Below are 24,783 nucleotides of genomic sequence, written 5' to 3' on the forward strand. Positions count from 1 at the left end.
GAATCGTTCCGGAGGAAGTCTTGCGGACCGGGTCGGGGCGGCCTCGTCGAGGGGTGCCGCTATTCGGCATAGGCGCTGAGGACGGAAATCCATGTCTCGATTCGCACTTCCGGGTCGAGCGGATGGTCCGTATGCAATACGATTTCGCCCGGGACGGTATTCGTCGTGTGAACGCCGGGTTCGGCGTCTTCAGGCAAGACGATCTTTAGGCGGTACATCCCCGGCTTCGGTTCGCCGTTGGACATCAAGGGAGCCACGGACACCTGAAGGTAGCTGGGACGAGTTTCGATCGACGTCACCTCGAGCGTCTGTCGCTCGCCGCGTAGCCGGATCAGCCCGTTCCACTCCTTCCTTTCGCCTTGAACGTGCGTCTCCAGGTTCAGGACGTCGTTCAGGAGGAACCGGAGTCCGTAGATGCTGACCGGACGCGCGACATTCCCCGTGAACCGCACTTCATAGTGCTGGCCGACGGTATCGACGTCGTCGGGAACCGCGTCGAAGACGACCGAGCCCGAGAAGGGGCCTCCCTTGATGTCGTTCGGGAGCGTCAGTTCAAACACGAGGCCGGAGGTCGCCGAATAGGCCTTCAATTCTTCGGCGGTCGCCTCGCGGGTCGACCAATCGACGCCCGGCATGGTGATTGAAACGTTCTCGAGCCGGAACGCGTCCCAGGTTTGCGAGAAGACCAGGAACGAACCCTCGACGCTCTGATTCGGTTCCAGCGAGCCGAAAGTCAGCGCTTCGGGCACCGTCTGGACGTGATGCCGAACCTGACCTTCGATACTGAAGCGAAGGACCGGGCGCTTCGGATCGTTCGTAAGCACTTCCGCGGAGTTCGAAAACAGATCCCGAACCTTGTGCGTTTTCCACTCGAGCGTGACGCGCCCGACCCCTTTCGAAGGAATCACGTTCTCAGGTAGTTCGCTGAAGGTGCACTTGCAGGTCGTTTCACCCTTCGCGAGTTTGAGCGGTCCCTCGCCGCGGTTATAGATGACGAACGTATGGCTGCCGTCCTGGAACGGATCCATCACGCCGAAGTCGAAAACCGTTTCCGGAACCGCTGCCTCGGGCAGCGGTTCGACAGGCTTCGCCTGCGCCGCTTCAGTCGACGGAAGCGCCACGAGAAGGATTCCGGCCCCCACGACGCAAAGGGCGGCGAAACAGACGAGGGCGAACAGGGGAACCGTCTTGCGGGACATGGCTTCGGACGTGCGATCAGGGGCAGGGGCGGAAACGGAAAGAAGCGGGAAGAGGCGCTGAGCTCCTCTTCCCGCTTGTCTCTTCAAATCCGGCGGCGAGCGTGCGCCGTCGGATCGTTCTTCAGGTCCGACGATCAGACGGTCGACCTGTCGATCATTCGAAGGAGCCCTTGCTCAGCAGCTTCTTGTTGAGGAAGACGCGGTTGAACATCACGCCCGGGGTGATCTCGACCGTGCTGTCCGAGTATCCGACATCGACGTAGCTCGGCTGCAAAAGGGCGACACCGAAGCCGGGGTTCAAGAATCCGTCGCCGTTCTCGTCGAAGAGGGTGATGACGGAACCGTCCGCCATGGCGACGTTGCAGGAACCGCCGTGCTGGGCGTACCAGTCGCGGGTATCCTGCAGGTAATGACCGTTGCCTGCAGGACCGGTCGGAGCGAGGCAGTTGTTGGCGATTTCGCAGTTGATCTCTGCATCGGCGTCGATCGGCGCCGAGGCATTGGGGATCAGGACCTTGTTGCTGGAGGCGTCGTAGTACGCGGGGCCGTCGTTGAACGCTTCCGCAAGCGGAGAGCCGACCGAGAGCAGGGTCTTGACTTGGCCCGAGGTATCGGTGAACGACATGGTCGCATCGAGAGCGGCGTCCTTGGGATCGCCGATCGTGGCGTCGCCCAGAATGCCAATTTGCGACATGGGAACGTCGCCGCCTTCGGCCTGCCTCGCATTCAGCGGGCCGGTCGTCGTCCAGCGTCCCTTAAACGTGTTGCCGGTCGCCGCGTAGGTGATCGCCGGCGCGACGTTGTCGGTTCCGACGAAGAAGGAGTAGTTGACCGCCGTGATGTTGGCCGTAGTATCGCCAGCGAGTTTGGCCTGTCCGCGAACGAGGAACCAGCTGGCGGCGTAGTTGGTGTTCAAGCCTTCGTTCAGCATCTGCTTGGCGATGAAGGTCGCGCGAGCGGGAGTGTTCTGAGCGTCGAACTCCGCCGTGCCGCACTTGCCCGCGGTATAGCGGGACGCCAGACCGACCGGCGCCAGGCCTTCCGCGGTGCTGTTCGCCGTCGCTTTACCGTAGATGTCGTTCAGCTTCTCCGTGCCGCGCAGCGGGCTGGTCGGGCAAAGCATCGAGCCCGGCAGCGCGGCGCCCATGTTGGCGAGGTCGGCGACCCAGCCGAACTCGGTCATGCACCCGTCGCGGCTGTAATCCCAGGCTCCGGTCGTGTAGGCCTGTTCCGGATTGGTCGTCGCGAAGGTCTGCAGACCGATCGCGAACTGCTTCAGATTGCTCTTGCACTGCGCGGAGCGGGCGGCTTCGCGAGCGCGGAAGACGGCGGGCAGCAGCAGGGCTGCCAGGAGCGCGATGATCGCGATGACCACCAGCAGCTCGACGAGAGTAAAACCTTGACGCTTCATGAGAAATACAGTCCCTGGGAGAAACGGAAGAACGAACGGGTCGGGAACGGAGGAGGGCGACGCTGCCCTCGTGCGACAGTGCAGGCAGACCTTCGGCTCTATTAGGAACTACGCAACCAAGAGCGAACGGAGGAGGGAGGAGCAGGAACTACAGCCGCGCGGACTTGTCGTCGAGCGAGTAGAGGTGCTCGATCTTCTGCTCCACCGTCATCGCAGCTTCGACCGTCGCGTCCTTGAAAGGTCCGACCGCCTGAAAGCCGGTGTTGAGAGCCCCGTCCTCGTTGTCGTCGTACATCACCTTGACGCTGCCGTCGGCCATGGCGACGTTGAACTGGTCGCCATGGTGAATGCCGAACTGCGTATAGTCCTGCACCGAGTTCTTCGCCAGTTCCGCCCAGCGGGGACCGGCGCCCGACGCGCCCGAGGCGTACGTCGTGGTCGAGCCGCTGAAGGAAAGTACGTCCGAGCCGTCCGAGCGTCGCTTCGGTCCGCCCGTCAGGCCGTATGTCAGGAAGTCGCCCTGCGGAATACGACCGACCGCCACGGGCAGTTGAACCGACGCGATGCCGCCGTCGCCGAGAATGGGAACCGACGAGGAGACGACGTTCGCGAGCGCCCGGTCCCGCAGCGGCCCGTCGCAGCAGTTCTTCGAGCGCGAATCGCCCCCGCAGGCAGGATTGCGAGGATTCAGATTCAGGTTCGCGTCCAGCCGCAGACCGGACCGGCACAGGAACCAGGTCGGAGTGTAGTTCGTGTTGTAGCTCTTCTCGAAGATCTTCTCGACGATCGTCTGGACGCGGGCCGTGCTGCCCGGCGCAACCGCCAGCGGCTGAATCGTGCGGCACGGGTTCGAGTAGGGCGTGCCGTCGGGAAGGGTCGTCGGAGCCGAGCCGAGACCCGATTCGCACGTCGTGAAGCTCCCCGAACTCAGCGTGAGCAACTGGTGATACGTCTCGGTCATCTGGGCCGGGTTATTCGGACAGAGCATCTCGCCGACCGGGATCTCCATATTCACGAGATCCGCGACCCAGCCGTGCTCCGTGACGGCGCCGTCTTCTTTCCAGTTCCAGGCGCCGGTGCAGTACGTTCCCCGCGAGTCCGATGCATGCGCCAGCAGGCCGATCGCGCACTGCTTCAGGTTGCTCTGGCACTGCAGGTTCCGGGCGCGCTGCCGGGCCAGATGAATCGCCGGCGTCAGGATCGCGACGAGCAGGCCGATGATCGCGATCACGATCAGCAGTTCGACGAGCGTGAACGCCCGGCGCGACGAAAACGCGGGCATCAGCTGAAACTGCGGCGATCCGTTCCCGGACTGAATCATCTTCCCCTCGGAGCCTGCGGGCGAACGCATCGGAACAGGTCGTTTCCGATGGCGAGGAGTATGGAGTCCGTGTGTGAAGAAACCCCGATAGGGGGGGTGAAGGATCAGTGAATGTTTCAACAAGGAATTTCGAACGATTCGTGAAGATCCTCTTCGCCATCGACGGACTTCCCACGGGGGACAGCGGTTACGGCGTCTTCACGAAGCGGACGCGTCGTCGCTTGTGCAGTCGTGATGGCTTTCCTGTCTTGCGCAGCAGGCCCGGTCGGTTTCTCCAGGACGTCAGCAGAGACCAGCGGCTCATCGCATGCGTAGAATGAGCACGCGGATCGGCGGACGACGTCGGGCGCTGACGATGGCACCTTGAAGCAGAACCTCCGCTGACGCATGCGATTCGCGCACGCCTGTATCGAGTCGATCGGCTACTCGCTCCCCCAGGAGATCTGGACCTCGGCGGAGATCGAGCGCCGGCTCGCGCCGCTTTACGAGCGTCTGCGCCTGCCCGAAGGTCGCCTGGAACTGATGACCGGGATCCGTGAGCGGCGGGTCTGGCAGACGGACGAACTGCCCGGCGACATCAGCATCCGCAGCGGTCGTCGAGCGCTCGAAGCGGCAGACTGGGATCCGTCACGGGTCGGGGCGCTGGTGCATGGCTCCGTCTGCCGGGATCACCTGGAACCGGCCACGGCCTGTCGCGTTCATCACGAACTGGGGCTAGGCGAGGAGTGCGTTATCTACGACCTCTCGAACGCCTGCCTCGGTTTGCTGAACGGCATGGTGCAGGTCGCGCAGATGATCGAGCTCGGGATGATCGACTCCGGCCTCGTCGTCGGCAGCGAAAGTTCCCGCGCGCTGCTCGAAACGACCATCGACTGGTTGAACGCGAACCAGACCCTCGATCGCAAGTCGATCAAGTCCGCCGTGGCGTCTTTGACGATCGGATCGGCTAGCGCGGCGATCCTGCTTGTGAGGCGCGACGTGAGCCGCAGCGGCACGCGACTGGTGGCCGCGTCAGCGCACGTTCGAAGCCGCTTTCACGATCTCTGTCAGAGCGGTCGGGACGAAGCCGCGGCTGACGGCATGCACCCGCTGATGATGACCGATTCCGAAGCCCTGCTGACGGAGGGCGTGGAAACGGCGGGCCGCAACTTCGAGCGCTTTCTGGTCGAAGCCGAGTGGAGTCGCGACGACATCCAGCGCAGCTTCTGCCACCAGGTCGGCGTCGCGCATCGAAGGGCTCTGCTGGAGCGACTTCGGCTCCCCGAAGCGAACGACTATCTGACGTTCGATCGCCTGGGAAACACGGGTTCGGCCGCGCTGCCGACGGCGCTCGCGCTGGGGATGCAGGCTTCGCCGGCGCCGGCGGGAACCCGATGCGCCTTGCTGGGCATCGGTTCGGGCATCAACTGCCTGATGGCGGGCCTGGAATGGAACGGCGTCGCCATTTCGGGCGAGCCGCTCGCCTGAGGAGGGGGTAGCGCCCCGCTTCCTCCATCGCTCGCGGCTATACGGCGAGCGATCTAAGCCGTTGTCTGAACGGCGCTTACCGTCCGCGACCGATGTGGTGGAAGAACCGCACGGTGTTGCCGTAGACGTGTCCCGGGCGATTGGGACGCTCGGTGATCGGCATCGACTTGATCTCCTGCGGCGACAGATTCGTCGGGTTCCGACCGAACGCCGAGGTCGGAGCGGAGGCGAAGATCGCGACGACGGCGATCAGAACGGCGAAGAACGAAAGAGCGAAGCGCATAGTGTCGGCTCCTGTCGAAAGTCGAGGGGATGATGGAGGCGGGCCTGCCTCGGGCGGAGCGTCTACTGGCAATCCGCGTGCCCAAGCCTCGCAGAATTCCCAGCCTCTCGTCGAAAAGGACGAGCGCCAGGCGGCGAAGTCTCCAAGTCTACACCCCAGAATCGGCGCCGCGGGCAGAAGAGTTTCTTCTGGCGGCGCTGAATCCAGACCTTCCTAAGGGGAGGAACTTGAGCCTCGCGCCGATCAGATGACCGCCGATTATCGCCTGTATCACACTGGGAGGTATGGGGTGTCCTTGCCGGGGTGGCACGGGAGCATGGATTTTCCCGGTAGCAGGGACCGAAGAATATCGCTGAATACGTTCGCGTGCTCTCGCAGGCGGGCGTTCCAAGGACGGATCGGTACCGTGCGGAAGCGGACGGATCGGCGATCCGCAGTTCCCGCGATCTCTCGGCTGGCCTTCTGAAGGTCATCCATAGACAACGCGGCGAACCAGCGGGAAGTCGCAGTCGGCTTCGTCGGGTGAAGACTGGGGGAACGGCGTCCGGCGGTCGCTCCATCGTGGAGCGAGGGTCGTTCGCCCGGTCATCCCTCCGTACGACAGAAATTTTCTTCGGCACGTGCAAGGAGTGCAGAGGCATGAGACTCTCGAACCTGCTGGCGGGTTGCTGTATGGCGACCGCCGCCGTCGCGCTGGGGGGCTCCGTTGCGAGCGCCCAGCAGGCGTACTATGGGGGCCCGGTCGCCCCCGTCGCTTACTGGGGCGGCGACGTCATGGCTCCGTCCTGCGGGGCGGGTCCGACGTGCTGCGAAGATCCGAGCTGCTGCGCGGATCCCAATAGCTGCTCGGGCTACGGCGGCGGCTGCGGAGCCGGCGGCTGCGGACTCTTCGGCGACTGCGGAGGCATCGGCCTCTTCGGCGGCGGAGCCTGTCGCGGCGACGGTTGCGGGCCTGCCTGCAACCCGGACTGCGAAGCTTGGGAACTGATGGAACGGTCCTGCAACGGTTGGAAGGTCGGCGGCTGGCTCCAGGCCGGTATCTACGCCAACGCTTCCAACACGGTCGGTCCGGGCGGTAACGGCCCGATCGCGTTCAACCAGACCGCGGGGCAGCTCAACCTGCACCAGGGCTGGGTGTACCTCGATCGCGAGCTGAACACCGACGACGGTTTCGGCTGGGGCATGCACGCCGACTACCTCTACGGTATCGACGCCGCGGACACCGCCGCCTTCGGCGACGCCTCGTGGGACTACACGTGGCAGTCGAGCGCCTACGGCTACGGCTCGGCGATTCCGCAGGCTTACGGCCAGGTCGGCTACGGCGACCTGAACGTGAAGGTCGGTAAGTTCTTCACGATCATGGGCTACGAAGTCGTTCAGGCGACCGGCAACTTCTTCTACAGCCACGCCTACACGATGAACTACGGCGAACCGTTCACCCACACCGGCGCCCTGGCTGAATACACCGGCGCCGAGAACTTCACGTTCTGGGGCGGTTACACGTTCGGCTGGGACAGCGGCTACAACAACTACGCCGACGCTTCGACCTTCCTGGGCGGCGTGAGCTACTCCGGAATCGAGAACGTCACCGCGACCTACACGACGAACTTCGGTTACTTCGGCGACGGCACCGGATCGAACCTCGGCGGCACGCCCTTCGCGGCCAACTCCGGCGACATCTGGGTTCAGTCGATCGTGATCATCGTCGACCTCGGCGACAAGTGGCAGTACGTCGCTCAGAGCGACTTCGGCAGCAACACGGGCGGCACCAACGCCGGTCCGGGAAGCACCAACACGTGGTACGGCGCTAACCAGTACCTCTTCTACACGATCAACGATTGCTGGAAGGCCGGCGTTCGTTACGAGTGGTTCTACGATGACGCCCGCGACTCCGGTCGCAGCCGCATCGGCAACGGCGAGAACGAGTACCAGGCCATCACCGCGGGCCTGAACTGGACCCCCCACACCAACGTGACCATCCGTCCGGAAGCCCGCTGGGACTGGACCGAAAATCACGGCGGCGGACCGGCTTATCCCACCGCTGCGGGCGGCGCCGGGACCAGCAACTCGATCTTCTGCTACGGCGTCGACGCGATCTTCACCTTCTAAGGTCGCTTCGATCTGAGAGCCTCGAACTTCTGACACTCCCAGAGGCGAAAGCCGCTCGCGCCGGACGCGAGCGGCTTTTTTCGTGCGCGCCCGGCAGCCTCCGCCGACGAACCGTTTAGGATACGAACCGTCGCGTGCGATTTCTGTCGCGCCGAAGACTCGGAGGGCTCACGCCCTCCGCTCGCCGTTCGAGTTCTCTCCTTACTGCTTTCTACTCTTCTCCTTACTTCCCCATGCCTCGCTTCCGCGTGCTGCTGACCGACTACGCCTGGCCCGACCTCGACATCGAACGGGCGATCATGCACGAGATCGACGCCGAGCTGATCGTCGCCGGCAAAGGGAAGAACGACCGCACGACCGCCGAGCTGGCGGAGCTGGCGAAGGGATGCGACGCCATCCTCTTCAACTGGGCCAGCGTGCCCAGGGAAGTCATCGCCGCGGCTGGCGACGGGCTGAAGATCTGCTCGCGGATCGGCGTCGGCCTCGACAACGTCGATATGGCCTACTGCACCGAACGGGGCATCCCCGTCACCAACGTCCCCGACTACTGCGTCATCGAGGTGGCCGAGCACGCCCTGGCGCAGATGCTCTCCCTCGCGCGCAAGATCGCCTTCTACCACTGGCAGACCATGCAGGGCGAATACGACCTGCAGGCCGGGCCGACCCTCCGCCGCATCGAGGGGCAGACCCTCGGCATCGTCGGCTACGGCGCCATCGGCAGCAAGCTAGCCGAGAAGGCCCGCGGCCTGGGCGTGCAGATCCTCGCCTGGTCCCGTTCGCCCAAGTCAGCGCCGGGCGTGGAGTTCGTCTCTCTCGACGAGCTGCTCTCCCGCAGCGACTACGTCTCGCTGCACGTCCCGCTGACGCCCGAGACGAAGCATCTCATCAACGCCCGCACCCTCGCGCTGATGAAGCCCACCGCCTACCTGATCAACACGGCCCGGGGCGGCGTCATCGATCACGCGGCGCTCGCCGCCGCCCTGGCCTCCGACTCCCTCGCCGGCGCCGCGCTCGACGTGCAGGACCCCGAGCCGCCCGACCTCACGATTCCCCCCTACAACGACCCCCGCGTCCTCGTCGCCCCCCACGCCGCGTTCGTCAGCGTCGAGTCCCTCATCGCCCTCCGCACGCGATCGTCGCGACAGGTGGCGGATATGCTCACGGGGAAGACGCCGGAGAACGTGAGGAACGGAGTTAGGGCTTAGGCTATTCACAACTGTCGAAGCCTCATAGCCCGCGACCATTCATACTCGCAGTCAGCCGTCCCCGCGGAAGAAGCGTTCTGCGTCCTCCACCGACGTCAAGTCTCCGCGCGCTTGAGCTTCCTCTAAATCTTCATCCCGCTGAGCCAACGCGTCCCAGACGTTGTGAAGCGAGTTCTTGATATTGTCCAGCGTAGGCATGAGGTGCGCGAGCGTCACGTCCTCGATCCAGAGGAGACGCATGAGTTCGAGGCATTGCGAGCGTTCCAGATTCATCTTCTTGAGCCCGACTACTTCGTCTTCCATTCGTGGCCACTGCCCCATTCTCAGGAAATAATCCTCGACCGACTCGCGATACGTAAATAAACCGCTCTGAGCGTGAAGGAATTCGATATCGTGCCGAGGAACCGTCAGAACCTTCCAATGCGGGGCTTTCGCGAGGTCGTAGCGGTTCAGAGCCCAGACGCTGATCTGAGGGTTTCCGCAGGGGCAGAGTTTGGACGGCTCGTTTGAGACGTTGGCGGCGAAGAAGGCGGCGAAGAGCGGGTTTTCTGTCCAGTCGAGGAGTCTCGTCGCTACTCCGTGGTGCTGCGCCATCGCGTGCACTGCATGAACCTCGAATCCCTGCAGCATCTGGCGAATCGGAGGAAGGTTTACCTCTCTGTTCGGGACGCGAACGCCCAAACGGTCAGCTGTCGCCTTAAAGGCGGCCACGCCTCGATACTCGTACAGCTGCTGGTTGGCTAGACGCATGAGTCGCGCGACGTGTTCCACGGGATCTCTGTCGGCGGGGCACGAGGACACCTGTTCCAGGTCTTGTCGAATATCGCCTCCCTCGTGCAGAACGGAGGCGAATTTGAAAAGGGCGGACCTCAAGACCTTATCACGGAATGCAGAAGGGCAGAGGTCCCAGCATGAGCAGGTCTGGCCCCTAAATACCCAGTGACATTCCCACGATTCAGGCCGCGTCCACACGACACTTGACTTCCGAAGGAAGTTCAGGAATTGTCGAGCATTCTTCAGTTCGATCACTTCTACGGCCATGGTCGTCTCGGTATTTGACCGGCTATTTATTCTGTCGGGTAGTTCAACCGCGACGTCAGTTTCGTCGGTTGGGTCATTGAGCCACTGAATGTAAGGAACTGTGTCTTTTATGGAATGGCCTTTGCTCGAGAAAGTCGCTAACGCGCTATGGACGAACACTACGCGATCAAACGCCCGGGCGGCTGGTTCTGGAAGGGTAAGCTCACGCGGGAGCAGGCGCTGGAGGAGGCCCGTGGCGGAAGGCTGCCGGGCGACTGGCTCATCTGCCCGCTGGGCGCCGCGAACAAGGCGATCTCCGTCGCAGCCTTTCTCGGCGATCCGGAAGTTCTCGATCGGCGAGGGAAGCAGGAGATCGACCAGGAGCTTCGTCGTCGGGCGTTCGCGAAGAGCTATCCCTGGCCCCGCCTGCTCACAGCCGGCGTCTGGCTCGTGCAGGCGGTCGTCGCTTGTGCATTGATCGTTAAAGCGACCGTCACGATCTTCTTTCCGCAGATGCAGGACGACGAACTCACATCGTTGGAGCTGGGCATCCTGATACCGATCTGGGCGCTGGGCGGACTGGCGCTGATTCTCGTGATCGTCGGTTGGATCCAGCGCGGAATGCGAATCCGAAGAGACTGGCGGAATCAGCTTCGTGAGACCGGTCGTTGACCCGCCTCCTGCATAACTCGCTGCCATAGCTGACGAATCAAGGCTCCGTCCCGCGGTTCCCAAGCGCTGCCGCTGCTGCCTCCGGACAGAACTCTTCCAGCAGCCGCTTCATCAGTTCGACCTTCGCACGCAGCACGGCGTCGGTGGAGGCGCGGCGGGATAGTTCGGCGGGGTCGACGAAGAGGTAGGCGAAGATCTCGGCTTTGTCCTCCTCAACGCCGGTCGTCGAGTAGTGATTGAGGAAGCCGGGATACTTGTCGGAAAGGTGGCCCGTGCCGGCGGTCGTCTGGGCGGTGTGGCCGCCGGCGCCGTAGCGAAAGCCTTCGGGGTTGGCCGCCGACCAGCGATCGTCGCGATAGAGCAGGCCGTCGTCGACGTCGTCCACCATGTGAAAGAACTCATGGTGCAGGACCCGCCGCTGGTACCCTTCCCGTTCGATGCCGCGCGTCACGTCCAGGTAGAGCGTGTCGTTGGCGAAGTCGGGCAGCGCCGCCCGCAACTGGTCGTCCCACGCCAGCGCCTCGCAGAAGACGATCCGCCGCACCTCCGCCCGTTTCACGAACTCGACAGGGTACCGGGCGAACTCCTCGGCGAAGAGCGTCACGTACGCCGTCAGCTTTTCTCGATCCGCCGTCCTGCCGCGGATCTGCCCGTCGACGAGCGGAACCGGAAACCGCGGCGCCTCGTCGACCATCGTCACGCCGTAGTCGTCGGCGAGCTTCGTAAGCTTCTCGATCGCGACGGCGCGAGCGTCCGCCCCGCCCTGCTCTTCGGCAGAGAGCGTTCCCGCGACGACGCCCGACGCGAGCAGCGTCCAGGCGCAGGCTCGGACGACCGGCGAAAGACTCCAGTGACGCATCGTTCGTTCCCGTCAGGCGCTGCGGAGTCGACGGCGGAAGAGAGGCCCGATTCTACCGCTGAAGTCGCCGCCTGCTGCTGCCGATAGGGGGTGGAACGGTCGCTGGGAGATTACTTCGCTGAAGTCGCAGCAGGTGTCGCTTTGAAAGTCGATGCAGGGACGAACGGATTGCAGATCGCCTACGCCATGCGGCGGTCGACGACGATGGCTGCCGATCCGGCGATCGCCTCCTCCGGAGCGTCGGGAGAGCAGGCGCCGGCCGGCGGCTTCGGTAGCTACGACTTCAGCGACATGACGCCGCGGGAGATGCACGACACGGCGACGAAGCTGTTTCGCGCCGGCGAGGTCGATCTGACGCAGCTCTTCATGCTGCAGAACATGGGCGTGCCGCTCGGCCGTCAGGGCGCCTCGGGCGAGTTCGTCCCCCTCTCCGCCGCCGAACGGGATACCTTCCGCGACCAGCCGCACGACTATCTCGCCGGCGCCCGGGACGCGATCTCGTACATCGAGCAGTCGGGCCGGGCGTCCGATCCGAAGTCGGGCTACCAGAGCTGGCAAGGCATTCTGAACGTCCTCCAGAACCGCCAGGGTTCGCCCGCGGGGCTTGACCTGGTCGCGTAAGCGGAAGGCGCCCGACGAAGCTGCGATTTTCGATTGAACTCGCTGCTGGCGATCCGTATAGTGCGGCCCATGAAGCGCACTCATCTCGCAGCCGTCTCGTTGTTCTGCTTCCTCCTGTTCGGTCCGTCGGCGTTCGACGCAGTCGCGTGGGGAGAGTTCACGCGCATCGAGCCGGTCGCGCAGCAGGCGGCCAGCGAACTGGGCGTGTTGATCGGCGACAAGCCGGCGGTCGTGGCGGCGCGGTACGTCAACCGCACGCCTCCGCTGTGGCCCTATCACGAGGCGCTCGCGGCCGAACTGACCGCCGCGCTGCGGAAGGGGAGCGTCGACGCGATTCGGTCGTGTTCGCATCCCGCGACGGCGGCCCTGTCGCAGAAGAACGCCGCCTTCTCCGTCGCCGACGCGCGGCTCGCGAAGGAGGCGGGGTGCGAGGTGCTGGTCGCCGTCGAGGTCGCCCTGTTCCGCAACAAGCCGAGGGCGAAGTTCACGCTCTGGCCGACGCAGGGTAGCAAGAAGCTGGGCGAGACGACGATCGACCTGCCGGCGGAGAGCTTCGACCTGGCGGGCAACGCGCCGCCGCTGAATCTGAAGGTTCTGCAGTTCTGCAAGGAGAACTACAACCAGCGCGTCGGCGACGGCGACTCGCCCGACCTGGCCGCGATGGCGCTGGAGGCCGCAGGCGCGGAACGTTCGGGCGTCTATCTCTGGGGACGGGAACTCGACCCGAGCGAGCCTTACCTGCCGGGCGACATCCTGCAGATGGAGAACGTCCGGATCGACGCAGGCAACCAGCGCTGGACCATGCCCCATCACACGGTCGTCCTCGAGGAGGTCCGGCCCGACGCGCTGGTCGTGCTGCATCAGAACGTCCGTCCCGTCGGCCAGATCGTCCACCGCGCGACGTTCCCGCTGGCCTCCGACATCATGGGCATCGTCCGCGGCTATCGTCCCTGGCCGGGCGAGACTCCGCTGCCGCCGGTCTCTCCCCGTCGACGCGGCGAGGCGCCGGTCGTCCGCCAGGGGAAGACGATCGAATTGCTCGCGACGCTCGACCCGACGCTCGACTCGGTCCGCGGCATCTGGTGGCGAAACGGCAGGTCGCTGCAGATGAACGGGGAGACCTATGCCCGGGTGCAGGTCCCGGTCACGCCGCCGGCGAACTATACGCTTCGCATGAAGGCGATCCGGCTGGCGGGCGACGACATGCTCGGCATCGGCGTGGTCGTGGGAGGGAAGCAGGCGCTCGTGGCCATCGACGGCTACGAGGGGACGAAGACGGGGCTCTCGCTCATCGACGGCCAGACGAACGAGGCCAACGAAACGACGCATGCCGGCGCCCTGCTTCCCAAGGACGTGCCGGTCGAGCTTATCGTGCAGGTGCGGGCGAACTCGGCGAAGCTGACGGCGAACGGGCAGACGGTCTTCGACTGGACCGGAGATCCCGCCCGCCTGAGCCTGCAGGACCGCTACGTCGTCCCGAACGAGAACTGCCTCATTCTCGCGACGTGGAACACGATCTTCGAGATTACCGAGTTCACGCTGACCGATGACGGCGGAGGGGCGGGATCAGCGCCCGCTCCGGCGGCCGCGAAGCAGTCGCCTGTGCCGCAGCCGTCGCCGACGGAGATCGATCCGTTCGATCTGCGTTAGGTCGTCGTGATCGGGCAAGCGGTCCTTGCGTGCCATGGCTGGCTTGTCCAGCCGTGCGCGTCTCGTGCGGACGATCCAGTCGAAACCGTGGGGACGTGCCTTCGAGAGTGCCCCCGTGTGGATGACCCAGTACCCGCTTCCTGCACGGCTGGGCTAGCCAGTCATGGCACACGGCGGAAAGGCGCGGTCCGAGCTCAAGGCGTCGCGAACGCTTCCTTCGCGAACGCGCTCTTCGCTTCCCAGTCGTCCGTTCCCGCTGCCTGGAACAGGTCGTAGATCAGCCGCTTGCGGCCGGGCGTGGCGATCGTGCCGGGCTCGTTCTCGTACAGGCCGAGACGCAGGCCGCCCTCGTGCGCATGATCGACGTGGCGATGCCAGATGAGCGCGTCGATCCAGGGCTGCTCGGCGACGCGGTTCCAGGCGTAGACGAAGCCTGCCGCCTGAAGCCGGTCGCCCTCCGGCGAGTCGAGGCAATGAATGCCCTGCTCGCTGAGGATGACCCGACGGCGCTCCCCGGCGAACTGCAACTCCGGCTGGTCGAGGACCCGACCGAGAACCTCCAGGTTTGTGAACGTCACGTGCGGCGAATCGTCGGTCGACCAGGCCTGCCGATCGAGCCACGTTCGAGGATTGCCGAGGTCGTCGGGATAGGGGTGATACGCGACATGCCAGTCGAAGTCGCCCCGCTCCTTCGCGACCCGGGCGAAGGCTTCCAGGAACGCCTTCCCCGGATAGGCGACCTGCTCGTCGAGACCGGGCGCGCTGGCGTTCCAGCAATGATCGAGCGAAACGTACACCCTCGCATTCGGCGTGACGGCCTGCACGGCGTCGCGCGTCAGCCGAACCGCCTGCTCGTACTCGCCTGCCGCGATTTCGACCGACTTCTTCCCGAGCGCGTACCACTGCCCTTGCGAATTGATTTCGTTGCCGACGATCCAGCCCCAGACCCGGCCATGCTCCGAATCGGCCCGGCCGTAGCGTTCGGCCAGGAAGCTGATCGCGGCGCGATAGAACGCCCGGCCCTCGTCGGTCTTCGTGTTGAAGCCGGCGATGGTGAAGGAGCGATCCTGCGGCGCATCGGGATGCAGCAGCAGCGCGTCGCGTGCGGGGTCGCCGGTCGGATAGGCGAGCAGGATCAGGTAGACCACGACGCCCGCGTCGCTGAGCGGCTTGATCTGGCGATCGAGCGCCGCCGAGTAACGTGCGTCGAACGTCCATGTTCGCCCGTCCGATTCGAACGCGACGCTTCCCTCGCCGCCGTCCGGTTTCATCAGCGCCCCGAGGCTGACGTTGATCGCCGCATGCCGGATGCCCAGCGCAAGCGCGTCGTCGGTCATCTGCACCTGCAGGCCCTTCACGGTCCCCGGCTGCGGGAAGGGAACGTCGTCGGCGGCCAATCTTCCGAGAGCGCACGTCGCGAACCAGAGCGTCGCCAAGGCCGTCGAAATCGTTCGGTTGCGTGTCATACTGCCATGAAACGATCTTCGCTCGCCCCTGTCGAGCCCCCGATCGGCTACCCACGTTCGAGGAGCGCACCTTGCGGTTCGCGAACGGCATGAAAGTTCGCCGAACGGATCCGGGAATCGTCGGCGAGTGGGTGGCGCTGGTTGTCTCAACCAGCGTCCGCGCAGCGGATCGGAGGCCTCAGGGGCGAGTCGGAATCCTCGCAGCCGGGTTCGTCGAAGAGTGTTTTCGAAGTTGGCCGGCGAGCTTGCGCCGAGTTCGCTCCGAGGCCTCCGACGGGCTGCGTCCGCGCCGGTTGAGACAACCGGCGCCACCCTGAATTAATCGCCGCTCGCAAACCGCAACGCACGATCTGTTCGAGTACGTCGACTGACGAAGGACGGCGATGACGACCGCGTCGATGGAAGACTTCGAAAAGCTCGACATCCGCGTGGGCGAGATCGTCGAGGCGACGCCGTTTCCGGAAGGAACGTACTCGACGCACGTGCTGATCGTCGACTTCGGCCCGGAACTGGGGCGAAAGAAGTCGCTCGCCCGGCTGGCGGCGAATTACGAGGGGCCGGAGCTGGTCGGCAGGCAGGTTCTATGCGTCGTCAACTTCCCGCCCCGGCAGATCGGCAAGCATCGCTCCGAATGCCTGACCCTCGGCCTGCCCGACGAACGGGGCGAAGCCGTTCTCATCTCGCCGCATCGCGACGTGCCGCTCGGCGGCCGGCTTTACTGAGCAGGAGCGAGGCTTCGGCCCTGGATAGTTCGAACGGACCGTCGGGATTCGCGGAACTACGATCCGTTCGCGTTACGCCCGCCTCGTCGAGGGGAGCCCGGGACTGGGTCAGACGCGACGTTCGGAGAATCCGGGATCTCCTTTCTGCGTCCGAACAGAAAGAAGCCGACGGCTCCGGCGACGAGCAGCAAGGCGCCGACCAGGAAGGGAATCAGCCCGAAGGCCAAGAACCCGAACCCGATCTGACGATTCTCCGCGTAGCTGACATCGGCGACGACGCCGAGTAGGCCGAGAATGCCCAGTCCGATCGGCAACAGAGAGAGTCCGACCGCGAGAAGTCCGACCAGTCCGGTACCGAGCGAGACGATGCGTCCTGGCGTCATACGAGTTCCTGAATGTCGGAGCGTCGAAGAGTTCCTCACGGCCGGAGCGTGACCGGCGGGCGGCTTCAGATCGGACGACTTCGCGTTTCGGGAGCCGAACCGACCTGTCGATCGTTCGGCTTTCGATCCGACTCGGAAGAACGGATCGGCGTCGAAGCGACCGACGGCGCCCGTCATTCGTGCGGGGAAGCGGCTTCTTGAAGAGCCTGCTGCAACATCGCGAAGGTCGCTCGCTCTTTCGCCCCCGCGGTCTTGTCGAGAATCGTCTCCAGCCGGACGATCTCATCGGCCAGAACTTCCGGCGAATAGAGATGCCGCCGGGTGGCCAGGATCGCCAGTTCCAGGCAGGCGAACTGCGCCCGGCAGAAGCCGAAGAAGGGACGCACCTCCTCGCGATGCACGACCCGGCAGCGGATCCGCGTTCGCTCCGCCGAGTCGTCCAGCTCGACGACCTCGAACGCGAAGCGCCGGCAGCAGTCCGCCAGGTAGAAGACGTCGCAGGAGTATCCGTCCGCACGATCGATTTCGAGCCGCGTCGCCGGGGGAAGCGGGTTCAGGCGCCCGACCGCCGCCCGCGCGATGAGATCGACGTCGTCCGTCACGTGGAAGGCGCCGCGACCGTGCTCGATCAGGTTGCAGTAGGTTTTCGACGAACGGAACGGACGGAGCAGCAACTCCTCGTAGTCGCCGATCACGCGCGGACCCATCGGAGCGACGTGGTAGGGCGAAGACTCCCAGCTTTCGCCTTGGGTGGTGACGATCCCTTCGCAGATCGGCGCGTCGTCGAACGAGGCTTCGCTCATATAAGACTCGGCACGCCTGGCGGAACCTGGCCTGCGTCGGAAGCGGTGAGCCCTGCCTCGCGCAGAAAGTTGGCGAGCAGCGCGGCGCCGTGCGGCGTCAGCGCCGACTCGGGATGGTACTGCACGCCGAACACCGGAAGCTCGCGATGGCGGACCGACATCACGATGCCGTCGTCGGTTTGACCGTCGACGACGAGCCGCGCGGGAAGCCGCCTGCGGTCGGCGACGAGCGAATGGTACCGGCAGACCTCCAGCGGATCGGGCAGCCCGCGATAGAGATGCGTGCCGAAGTGCCGCACGCGGCTGGTCATGCCGTGGACGGGAGCGGGCGCCCTTATCGTGCGGCCGCCGAACGCTTCGACGATGGCCTGATGGCCCAGGCAGACGCCCAGGATCGGAATGCTGCCCGCGAAGCGCTGGATCGTCGCGATCGAAAGTCCCGCGTCGCGCGGCGCCTTCGGACCAGGGGAAATGACGATCGCCCCGGGAGGATCGGCGGCGATCTCTTCCAGAGCGAACGCGTCGTGCCGAACCGTGCGGACCTCCTGCCCCAGGCAGACGAAGTACCTCGCCAGGTTATGGACGAAGCTGTCGTAGTTATCGATCAGCAGCAGCACGGAGGGGAGCGAAGCCAAGGGAGAACGGATGGGGTGGCGCCGGTTGTCTCAAGCAGCGTCCGCGCAGCGGATCGGAGGCCCTAGAAGCGCGCGTCGCAGTTTAACGCGGCTGTCCATTTTACACAGCTTCCGGAATCGAAGCGGCGACCAGGGACTTGCTTCGACCCGAGGCCTCCCACGGGCTGCGCCCGCGCCGGTTGAGCCAACCGGCGCCACCCAACTTCCGCGTCACCGCCCGACGATGACGGTCGCGAGCATGCCGGCCATCGCGGCGAATCCGCCGACGACGCAGACCCAGAACAGCACGACCCGCGAAGCGCCTGCGACAGGTAAAGCGCCTGCGACAGGTAAAGCGGCTTCGACCGGAGGCGCTTCGGCCGGAGTTTCAACGGAGGCTGGAATGACGGCGGTCGCTGCCGCTTCCGGCTCCTTCGCCTCGCATGCGGCGACAAGCGCGGAAGGATCGAGCGCTGCGTGCGGATCGAAGCAGAGATCGATCGACCGCCAGGCATGTTCGACGTCGTCGAGCGACCCGATCGTTCCGTCCAGCCCGTCGAGACAGCGGGCGAGCCGCTCCGTCCACGGACCGCGTTCGCCGACGATGGCGTGTACGAGCGGGCCGATCACCTGCGGCTCGAGTCGGCGAAAGTCTTCCGCGGCTCCGATCAGAAAGGTTTCGTCCCACAGCCGGTCGCTGCGATCGTCGAAAGCGCCGGGGTCGTCCGCCTCGCTCCATCGCAGCGACGTTTCGCGCTGCAGCCGTCCGACGCCGGTCAGCCGTACGACGCCGAACTCGTCGAGTTGCACGTCTTCGAGCGAGAGCCGCCCGTGACTCCAGCGCCGGTCATGCGCCGCACGCAGCGCGGCGAGCGTTTCCCGAACGCATTCCTCCGCGATTTCGGCCGGCATGGGACCGGCCTGCTGCAGGACGCAAGCGAGCGATTCGGCTTCGCCCTCGATCGGGCGCTCGCCGCCGGGTTCGGCGAAGTCGGCCAGCCGGAAGCGCAGATCCCCCGCGCCGTCCGCACAGAGCGCTGCGACGCGGCGGTCGAACTCGGTCTGCACATCGTCCCACGCGGGATCGTCGACCGCGACGGCGAGCGACGTCCTATCGGAAGAAGCGCCGGAGGCGGAATCGTCAGAACGGCGGAGCCAGGCGTCGGAGTCGCCTGCGAAGCCGCGCGAAGCGGTGGTCACGTCGGTCAGATCCTGGAGGCGAGCCTCGCCCCTGCGGATGCGCGTCAGGCGACCCGGTACGGGTTCGCCGGTCGAAACGACTCGATCGCGGGTCAGGCAGGGCAAGTGTCGGACAGCGGTCCATGCTGCGCGGGAGGCGGTAGGCGGATCATGCCGACCGCGACGGAACTCGCGACGACCCGCCCGGTCGGCCGCAAGCACGTCCGACATTATAGGATCGCGTTTCGCCCTCCAGGCAGAAAAAACCGGCTTCGTTCGGCCGGTTCGCGAGATCTTGATCAAGCGTCTACGAAGGTCCTTCCGCCGCCGAACCGAGCCTCATCCGATCTGCCAGAGCAGCGCAACCAGCTTCGGCACGAACACGATCGCGCCCATCGCGGCGGCGACCAGGCTGGCGAGCAGCACGGCGCCGGCGGCCATGTCGAGCGAGTCGCGGATGCGGTCGTCCTCTTCGAGCGTGATCGCCCGGGCGAGGCGCTCCAACGCGGAATTGAAGAGTTCGGCGACGAAGACCAGGCCGATCGCCGCGGCCAGCGCGACCCACTCCCAGCGTTCGCACCGGAGCAGCGCGCCCGCGGTCACGACGACGATCGCGGCGACGGCATGAAACGCGAAGCTGCTCTGCCCCCGCATGCCGACTGCGATGCCGCGGAACGCGTCGGCGAACTTGCGACGCAGGTCCCGAGGTTGACGATGGAATGGTGCAGGCGGCTGGTCGCTCAACGCTTCGCTTCGGTAGTGGTAGGACGATCGTTCGACATCATGTTGAACGAAGAGTTCCGGGTGCCACTGGCTCCGCCAGTGCTGCATCTTGAAAGGTCTTCCAACACGAGCGATCCGGCCTCCGGAAAAGCACTGGCGGAGCCAGTGGCACCCGGAGGAGAAGCTGGCATTTAACGATAGACGGACCCGTAGTAGTCGACCTGGCTTTATTCGTCAGGCGGAGGTTAACCTGATTTCGCGGAGGGAGTCGAGGGATCGTTTTCGATTTTCGCGGAGGCAGGGATGCCGGCAACGAACGAAAAGCTGGAAGTTCGTCTGACGCCTGAGACCCGGGCGGAGCTCGCGGCGTTCGTCCGCAAAGGGGACTCGCCGGCGGCGAAAGTTCGCCGGACGAGGATCCTGCTCCTGTCCGATCGCGAGCACGTCGACGGTCGTCGCACCGACGGCACGATCGCCGAGATCGTGGGGCTCTCCGAGCGGCAGGTCTGCCGGATTCGGCAAGCCTTCGTCCGCGAAGGAAACGTCGCCGCGGCGATCGAACGGAAGGCCCGCTCGGCTCCCGGCGTCCAGCCGATCTTCGACGGTCGCTCCGAAGCGAAGCTCGTTCTGCTGGCCTGCTCGACGCCGCCCGGCGGACGCAAGGCCTGGACGATGCAGCTTCTGGCCGACGAGGCGATGCGGCTGTCGATCGTGACGAAGGTCTCCGAAGAGACGGTTCGCCAGACGCTCAAAAAAACAGGCTGCAGCCCTGGCGGACGCGGCGCTTCTGCATCCCGGAGAAGGATCTCGCCCGCTTCGTCGCCCGCATGGAGAAGCTGCTCGACGTCTACGCCGAATCGTTCGACGACGAGCACGTGCTGATCTGCATGGACGAGGCGGCCAAGCAGATCCTGGCCGACGTCGAGCCGTCGCTGCCGATGACGCCGGGCCAGCCCCGCCGCGAGGACCATCACTACGAGCGCCGCGGCGTGCGGTCGATCTTCTTGTTCTTCGATCCCGTCGGCGGCTGGCGTCGCGTCTCCGGTCGCGACGGTCGAACGCGAGTCGACTGGGCCGAAGAAGTCGCCGAGCTGCTCGAGCGGGACTATCCCCGGGCCGAACTCGTCACGCTGGTCTGCGACAACCTCAACACGCACGACGTCGCGAGCCTGTACCATGCCTTCGACGCCGAGCGGGCGCATCGCCTGGCCCAGCGCCTGCGGATCGTCTACACGCCCAAGAACGGCAGCTGGCTCAACATGGCCGAGTTCGAGCTTTCCGTCCTGACGCGGCAGTGCGTCGGGCGACGCTTCGAAAGCGCGGCCGAGATGGACGAAGCGATGGCCGTCTGGCAGCGCGAACGCAACCGCCTGCGTCAGGCTGCGACCTGGCGCTTCACGACGGACGACGCTCGCGTCAAACTCAAACATCTCTACCCCAACGCCTGACGAATAAGGCTTGGTCGACTAGTAGGTCAGGCATTGCCTGACGGCTAGAAGAACTCGGCTTGCGGCGGCTGAACCTTCGTGATCGAAGCAGCCGGGCTGTTCGCGCATGTGTGCCATGCCCACATCGCGTCAGCAGGGTGGGCATGTAAGGTTCGCCCGGCCCCTCGCATGCCCACCCTTCCTTCGGAGATGTGGGCATGGCACACAGAGCCGCACGAAGTAGCCGTCAGGCGATGCCTGACTTACAGGCAGTCGCCGCGGCTGCGTTCCGTCCTACTCTAATCCCCGTTCGCCCAGCGCGGGGATCTGCACGCCGGCGACGTTGCCGAGACGACCGCGAGGAAGGAACCGCGGCTCGATGGCGAGGCTGAAGCCGACGTTGCCGCGGCTGACGTCGGCGTCGATGCCGAACCGCAACAGGAACGATTCGCCGATCCGGGTGAAGCCGACGTTCTGACCGATGCTGCCCGTCGGTCCGAAGTCGTAGGCGGCGCCTGCGGTCGCGATCCACTTCTGGCTCATGCGATAGGACAGCGAGCTGGACAGCACGTACGACTCGAACGGTCCGTCGATCGAACGCATGCCGACGAACAGAGAGCCCTGCTCGGGCCGCGTGAGTTGGGCGCCGAGGCTCGCCGTGCGGAGGCCCTGCTCGAACGTGTCGGCGTAGCCGTCCGAGAGAATCGTCAGCCGGTCGCCCAGCGCCCAGCGGAAGTCGTAGTTGAGCTGGCCGAAGTCCTCGCCGAAGTTGTCCCGATCGGGATTGGCGTAGTAGGTCCCTTCGACGTCGAACGTGATCCAGTCGACGATCTGTTCCTGTCCCGGGAAGCCGCGCTTCGTCTGCCAGCGTTGTCGGACCGCCGAACGCAGGATCACGAGGTCGTCCGCCACGTCCATCGTCGGCGACGAGACGTACTTCTGCACGCCGGAGCGGAACGCGTACGAGCGCTCGTCGTACTGGAACGGGATGCTCCCGCCCGGCACGCCGTTAAATGTGGTGAAGAACGACCGTCGACGGAGGAACTCCTGCGTGTCGTCGTCGACCGCGTCGTACAGAGGCAGGTTTTCGTAGTCCTCCGAAGAGTCGGCGAGCAGGAACTCGCTCTCCAGCAGAATCTTGTGCGACAGTCCGTTCAGGTTGAGCAGTTCGCTCTGCACGCTCCGGTCGACCGTCCAGAACGGGATGCTGCCGCGGATGCCGGTCTGACCGAGCAGCCGCGTCGCCTCCTGGTCGTTGAAGTCGTTGCTGTAGAACGTCGCGTCGCCGAGCACGTAGGGCGTGAAGCGGAACGGACCGACGTCGAGGGGCAGATCGAGTTCCTGCCGCGTGCCGGCCCGGACGCCTTCGTTCTCGACCTCCCAGGCCAGCGGCTGGAACGTCGCCAGATCTTCCGGATTCTCCGACGGCGGCCCGGCAGGCTGCAGCCGGTAATAGCCCGCATGCGTGTGGCCGTACCACGTCAGGCGATCGAACAGCAGCGACTCGCCGATGACGAAGTGATCGAACCGGGGCAGCTCGTCGGTCTGCGTGAGCCAGTCGCTCGTGCGGATCTGTGCGGCGATCCTCCACGACGACGTATCGAGGTAGCGCTTCAGCTCGATGCGGTTGACGACGTCCTTCTCCTGGTCGAACTCCCGCTCGTAGTACTGCTCCAGAAAGTTGCCGTCGCTGAGCAGCCCGACTTCGCCGGTCAGTTCGAAGCCGCCGCCCAGGTCGTGGCGATGCTGACCGCGAACGCGCCCGCGAAGTTCCGTATCGGGTTCGAGCGACCGGCGATCCAGGCCGAGGTTATCCTCGCCCACGTCGTAGATGCCCCACAGGTCCCACTTGCCGAAGTAGGGACCGGGGAAGCCGAGCAGGCCGAAGCCTTCGTATTCGAAGTCCGTCCCGACGCCGACGCCGCGCTTCGACAGCACGTCCAGCGAGAAGTCCCAGTCGGCGTCGATCGGCGGCTCGGAGATGCCCAGCAGTTGCCAGGCGTTGAATTCGAGCTGCGTCTGAAAGCCGAAGACGGAGTCGTTCGCGATCTTGATCGATTCGACGTAGAACGTCGGCTCGTCCAGGTTCGTCTGCAGGACGGGCCAGTAGAAGACCGGCACGCCGCCGACGTAGACGAAGTCGTTGCGACTCTCCGCGACGTATCGGTGTCCGACCAGCGGCTCCCCGGTCGCCGAGTCGACCATCGGGGCTCCGGTGACGGGATCGACCACGGGCGCCGCGATGTCGGTGAAGGCGACCGTTTCGCCCTGCACCCAGTACCGCGGATAGCCGATCCGGCTCGACGTGATCGCCGCGTTGTGGGCGATGATTCGCTGCTCGTCGAGCTGCTCCAGCACTTCCGCCTTGAGCCGTACCAGGCCCTCGAAGCCGGGCGCCGGCGTGAGCATCTCCGCCGCGAGGACGGCGCCCTTGCGTGAGCGGACGTCGTAATAGAGCCGGTCGGCGTAGATGATCCGGTCCCCCTCGCGGAAGACGACGTTTCCTTCCAGGTAGAACTCGATCGGCGAATCGGCGCTGAATTCCACCGCTCCCACGGGCGAAGCGTCGTCGGCGCGCGTCCAGATCACGACGCGATCCGCTTCGACGATCAGCCGTTCGCCGATGAAGGGGGTCCGCTCCGAAGCCGTTCCGTCGATCGTCAGGCGCACGCCCGAGGGGATGAAGGTGATCTGCTCCTGGCCGTTCGCGGACCGTTCGCTGGAAAGCTGGACGCTGCCGCTCTCGCTGCGCGGTTCCAGTCGCAAGCGTCGCAGTCCGGCGCCCGGGCCCTGCTGCATCGGCACGGGAACGAAGGGATCGGCCGCGCCGGGAGGCAGCGTTGTCCCCGCCGAGCCTGCCGGCACCAGCGGATCGAGCGCCTGGGCCTGCTGAATCTCCTGGTACTCTTCTTTCAGTTCGGTCTCGAGCCGGGCGTAGATCTCGGGTCGCTCGGGCGGCGGCTCCTCCATCCGCAGGACCTGGAATTCCGGCTCCTGATAGGTCCGCAGCCGACCGACCCAGCGTTTGTCGACCAGCCGGTTGTACGTCGGCTTCGACGGATCCGCGTTTTCTGACGCTGCCGGGGCGGACGTCGGGCCGCCGGGGAAGAGGATCTCGACCTCGCCTTCCAGGGCCACGATCAGCAGGTGGGCTTCGCCCTCGGCCTGGTCGCCGCGCAGCACCTTCACCAGGGCCTCGTTCGCGACGTACTTCACCGCGCCCTGCTCGATGCGGCAGTTCCCGCGCAGGCGCCAGACGTCGTACGAGCCCTGCTTCCACCGCGAGGCGCTCTCCGCCCGGAGCGAGACGGCGTACTCGGTCGGCGCCTGGGGAATCTCCGTCTCGGAGATTTCGCCCCGGACGACGCCCACGAAACCGAGGAGCAGAGCCGCGACTGCGACCCGGAAAAGCCCTGGTTTTCGCGCGCACTTCCAGCCGAACGGCGAACGAGATTCGTTCGCCGCGGAGAAAGCGGACGTGCGGACGTGCAGATCGGGGGGCACGGTCTTCCTTGCCGTCGCGCCTCGGGCGCGCTCGTATCGCGCCTCGGGCGCCCAAGCAGTCGTTCCGGACTGGGGCGGCGGATGATAGGAACCGTCGCGACCCGTCGCAAGCCGAATCGGACGCGAGGCGCCGGCGCTTCCGGCG

At 65.3% G+C, this 24,783-nt stretch carries 21 protein-coding genes; 8 read left to right on the top strand and 13 right to left on the bottom strand.

The features are described 5' to 3' along the window. Positions 1-59 precede the first annotated feature (59 nt). From SH602x_RS01200 to SH602x_RS01210, 3 genes are all read right to left on the bottom strand, one after another. The gene (locus tag SH602x_RS01200) at positions 60-1,199 is read right to left on the bottom strand and encodes a DUF1573 domain-containing protein (protein ID WP_479475076.1); all 1,140 of its coding nucleotides are present in this window, start codon (positions 1,197-1,199) and stop codon (positions 60-62) included. 154 nt (positions 1,200-1,353) lie between these two features. Then, entirely contained in the window at positions 1,354-2,610 is a 1,257-nt protein-coding gene (locus tag SH602x_RS01205) for a DUF1559 family PulG-like putative transporter (protein ID WP_479475077.1), read from the bottom strand. A 148-nt stretch (positions 2,611-2,758) separates the two neighbouring features. Beyond that, a complete protein-coding gene (locus tag SH602x_RS01210) occupies positions 2,759-3,892 on the bottom strand; it encodes a DUF1559 family PulG-like putative transporter (protein WP_479475078.1) in 1,134 nt (377 codons plus the stop codon). 426 nt (positions 3,893-4,318) lie between these two features. On the opposite strand from SH602x_RS01210, the gene SH602x_RS01215 reads away from it, so the two are divergent. Continuing rightward, positions 4,319-5,398 (top strand): 3-oxoacyl-ACP synthase III, encoded by a 1,080-nt coding sequence (locus SH602x_RS01215; RefSeq protein ID WP_479475079.1) that lies wholly within the window; start codon positions 4,319-4,321, stop codon positions 5,396-5,398. A gap of 76 nt (positions 5,399-5,474) precedes the next feature. Here the strand turns inward: SH602x_RS01215 and SH602x_RS01220 are convergent, their stop codons facing one another. Continuing rightward, complete coding sequence (locus SH602x_RS01220) at positions 5,475-5,681, bottom strand: hypothetical protein (RefSeq protein ID WP_479475080.1); 207 nt, start codon at positions 5,679-5,681, stop codon at positions 5,475-5,477. A gap of 639 nt (positions 5,682-6,320) precedes the next feature. Between SH602x_RS01220 and SH602x_RS01225 the strand changes: the two genes are divergently transcribed. Continuing rightward, positions 6,321-7,790: a porin gene (locus SH602x_RS01225; RefSeq protein ID WP_479475081.1), complete on the top strand. Its 1,470-nt coding sequence runs from the start codon at positions 6,321-6,323 to the stop codon at positions 7,788-7,790. A gap of 233 nt (positions 7,791-8,023) precedes the next feature. Then, complete coding sequence (locus tag SH602x_RS01230) at positions 8,024-8,995, top strand: C-terminal binding protein (RefSeq protein ID WP_479475082.1); 972 nt, start codon at positions 8,024-8,026, stop codon at positions 8,993-8,995. A gap of 51 nt (positions 8,996-9,046) precedes the next feature. Here SH602x_RS01230 and SH602x_RS01235 read toward each other — a convergent pair whose 3' ends face one another. Then, a complete protein-coding gene (locus SH602x_RS01235; protein ID WP_479475083.1) occupies positions 9,047-9,766 on the bottom strand; it encodes an FRG domain-containing protein in 720 nt (239 codons plus the stop codon). Between the two features lie 417 nt (positions 9,767-10,183). Here SH602x_RS01235 and SH602x_RS01240 point away from each other — a divergent pair, with 417 nt between their 5' ends. Beyond that, the gene (locus tag SH602x_RS01240; protein ID WP_479475084.1) at positions 10,184-10,687 is read left to right on the top strand and encodes a hypothetical protein; all 504 of its coding nucleotides are present in this window, start codon (positions 10,184-10,186) and stop codon (positions 10,685-10,687) included. Between the two features lie 37 nt (positions 10,688-10,724). Here SH602x_RS01240 and SH602x_RS01245 read toward each other — a convergent pair whose 3' ends face one another. Next, entirely contained in the window at positions 10,725-11,546 is an 822-nt protein-coding gene (locus tag SH602x_RS01245) for a hypothetical protein (protein ID WP_479475085.1), read from the bottom strand. Positions 11,547-11,687: 141 nt separating this feature from the next. Here SH602x_RS01245 and SH602x_RS01250 point away from each other — a divergent pair, with 141 nt between their 5' ends. Next, positions 11,688-12,167: a hypothetical protein gene (locus SH602x_RS01250; protein WP_479475086.1), complete on the top strand. Its 480-nt coding sequence runs from the start codon at positions 11,688-11,690 to the stop codon at positions 12,165-12,167. Positions 12,168-12,236: 69 nt separating this feature from the next. Then, positions 12,237-13,817, top strand: a complete 1,581-nt coding sequence (locus SH602x_RS01255) for a hypothetical protein (protein WP_479475087.1) — start codon at positions 12,237-12,239, stop codon at positions 13,815-13,817. Between the two features lie 194 nt (positions 13,818-14,011). On the opposite strand, the gene SH602x_RS01260 is transcribed toward SH602x_RS01255, so the two are convergent. Then, a complete protein-coding gene (locus SH602x_RS01260) occupies positions 14,012-15,253 on the bottom strand; it encodes a DUF5722 domain-containing protein (RefSeq protein WP_479475088.1) in 1,242 nt (413 codons plus the stop codon). Positions 15,254-15,666: 413 nt separating this feature from the next. On the opposite strand from SH602x_RS01260, the gene SH602x_RS01265 reads away from it, so the two are divergent. Further along, positions 15,667-16,005 (top strand): tRNA-binding protein, encoded by a 339-nt coding sequence (locus tag SH602x_RS01265; protein ID WP_479475089.1) that lies wholly within the window; start codon positions 15,667-15,669, stop codon positions 16,003-16,005. A 56-nt stretch (positions 16,006-16,061) separates the two neighbouring features. On the opposite strand, the gene SH602x_RS01270 is transcribed toward SH602x_RS01265, so the two are convergent. From SH602x_RS01270 to SH602x_RS01290, 5 genes are all read right to left on the bottom strand, one after another. Beyond that, on the bottom strand, positions 16,062-16,388 hold the full coding sequence (locus SH602x_RS01270) for a hypothetical protein (RefSeq protein WP_479475090.1): 327 nt from the start codon (positions 16,386-16,388) through the stop codon (positions 16,062-16,064). 173 nt (positions 16,389-16,561) lie between these two features. After that, positions 16,562-17,191: a DUF447 domain-containing protein gene (locus SH602x_RS01275; RefSeq protein WP_479475091.1), complete on the bottom strand. Its 630-nt coding sequence runs from the start codon at positions 17,189-17,191 to the stop codon at positions 16,562-16,564. Further along, the gene (locus SH602x_RS01280) at positions 17,188-17,826 is read right to left on the bottom strand and encodes an anthranilate synthase component II (RefSeq protein ID WP_479475092.1); all 639 of its coding nucleotides are present in this window, start codon (positions 17,824-17,826) and stop codon (positions 17,188-17,190) included. Before SH602x_RS01280 ends, SH602x_RS01275 begins: the two co-directional genes overlap by 4 nt. Positions 17,827-18,036: 210 nt before the next feature. Further along, the gene (locus SH602x_RS01285; RefSeq protein ID WP_479475093.1) at positions 18,037-19,287 is read right to left on the bottom strand and encodes a hypothetical protein; all 1,251 of its coding nucleotides are present in this window, start codon (positions 19,285-19,287) and stop codon (positions 18,037-18,039) included. A gap of 36 nt (positions 19,288-19,323) precedes the next feature. Next, positions 19,324-19,815, bottom strand: a complete 492-nt coding sequence (locus SH602x_RS01290) for a diacylglycerol kinase (RefSeq protein WP_479475094.1) — start codon at positions 19,813-19,815, stop codon at positions 19,324-19,326. 195 nt (positions 19,816-20,010) lie between these two features. Between SH602x_RS01290 and SH602x_RS01295 the strand changes: the two genes are divergently transcribed. Continuing rightward, positions 20,011-21,155, top strand: a protein-coding gene (locus SH602x_RS01295; RefSeq protein WP_479472857.1) for an IS630 family transposase whose coding sequence is annotated in 2 segments (ribosomal slippage) — positions 20,011-20,458 and positions 20,458-21,155 — 1,146 coding nt in all. Because the reading frame shifts where the segments join, the coding sequence is not laid out codon by codon here. Between the two features lie 273 nt (positions 21,156-21,428). On the opposite strand, the gene lptD is transcribed toward SH602x_RS01295, so the two are convergent. Then, positions 21,429-24,638, bottom strand: coding sequence for an LPS assembly protein LptD (gene lptD, locus SH602x_RS01300; protein WP_479470234.1), 3,210 nt, complete (start codon positions 24,636-24,638; stop codon positions 21,429-21,431). Positions 24,639-24,783 lie beyond the last annotated feature (145 nt).

This window comes from Lignipirellula cremea (assembly GCF_056501455.1).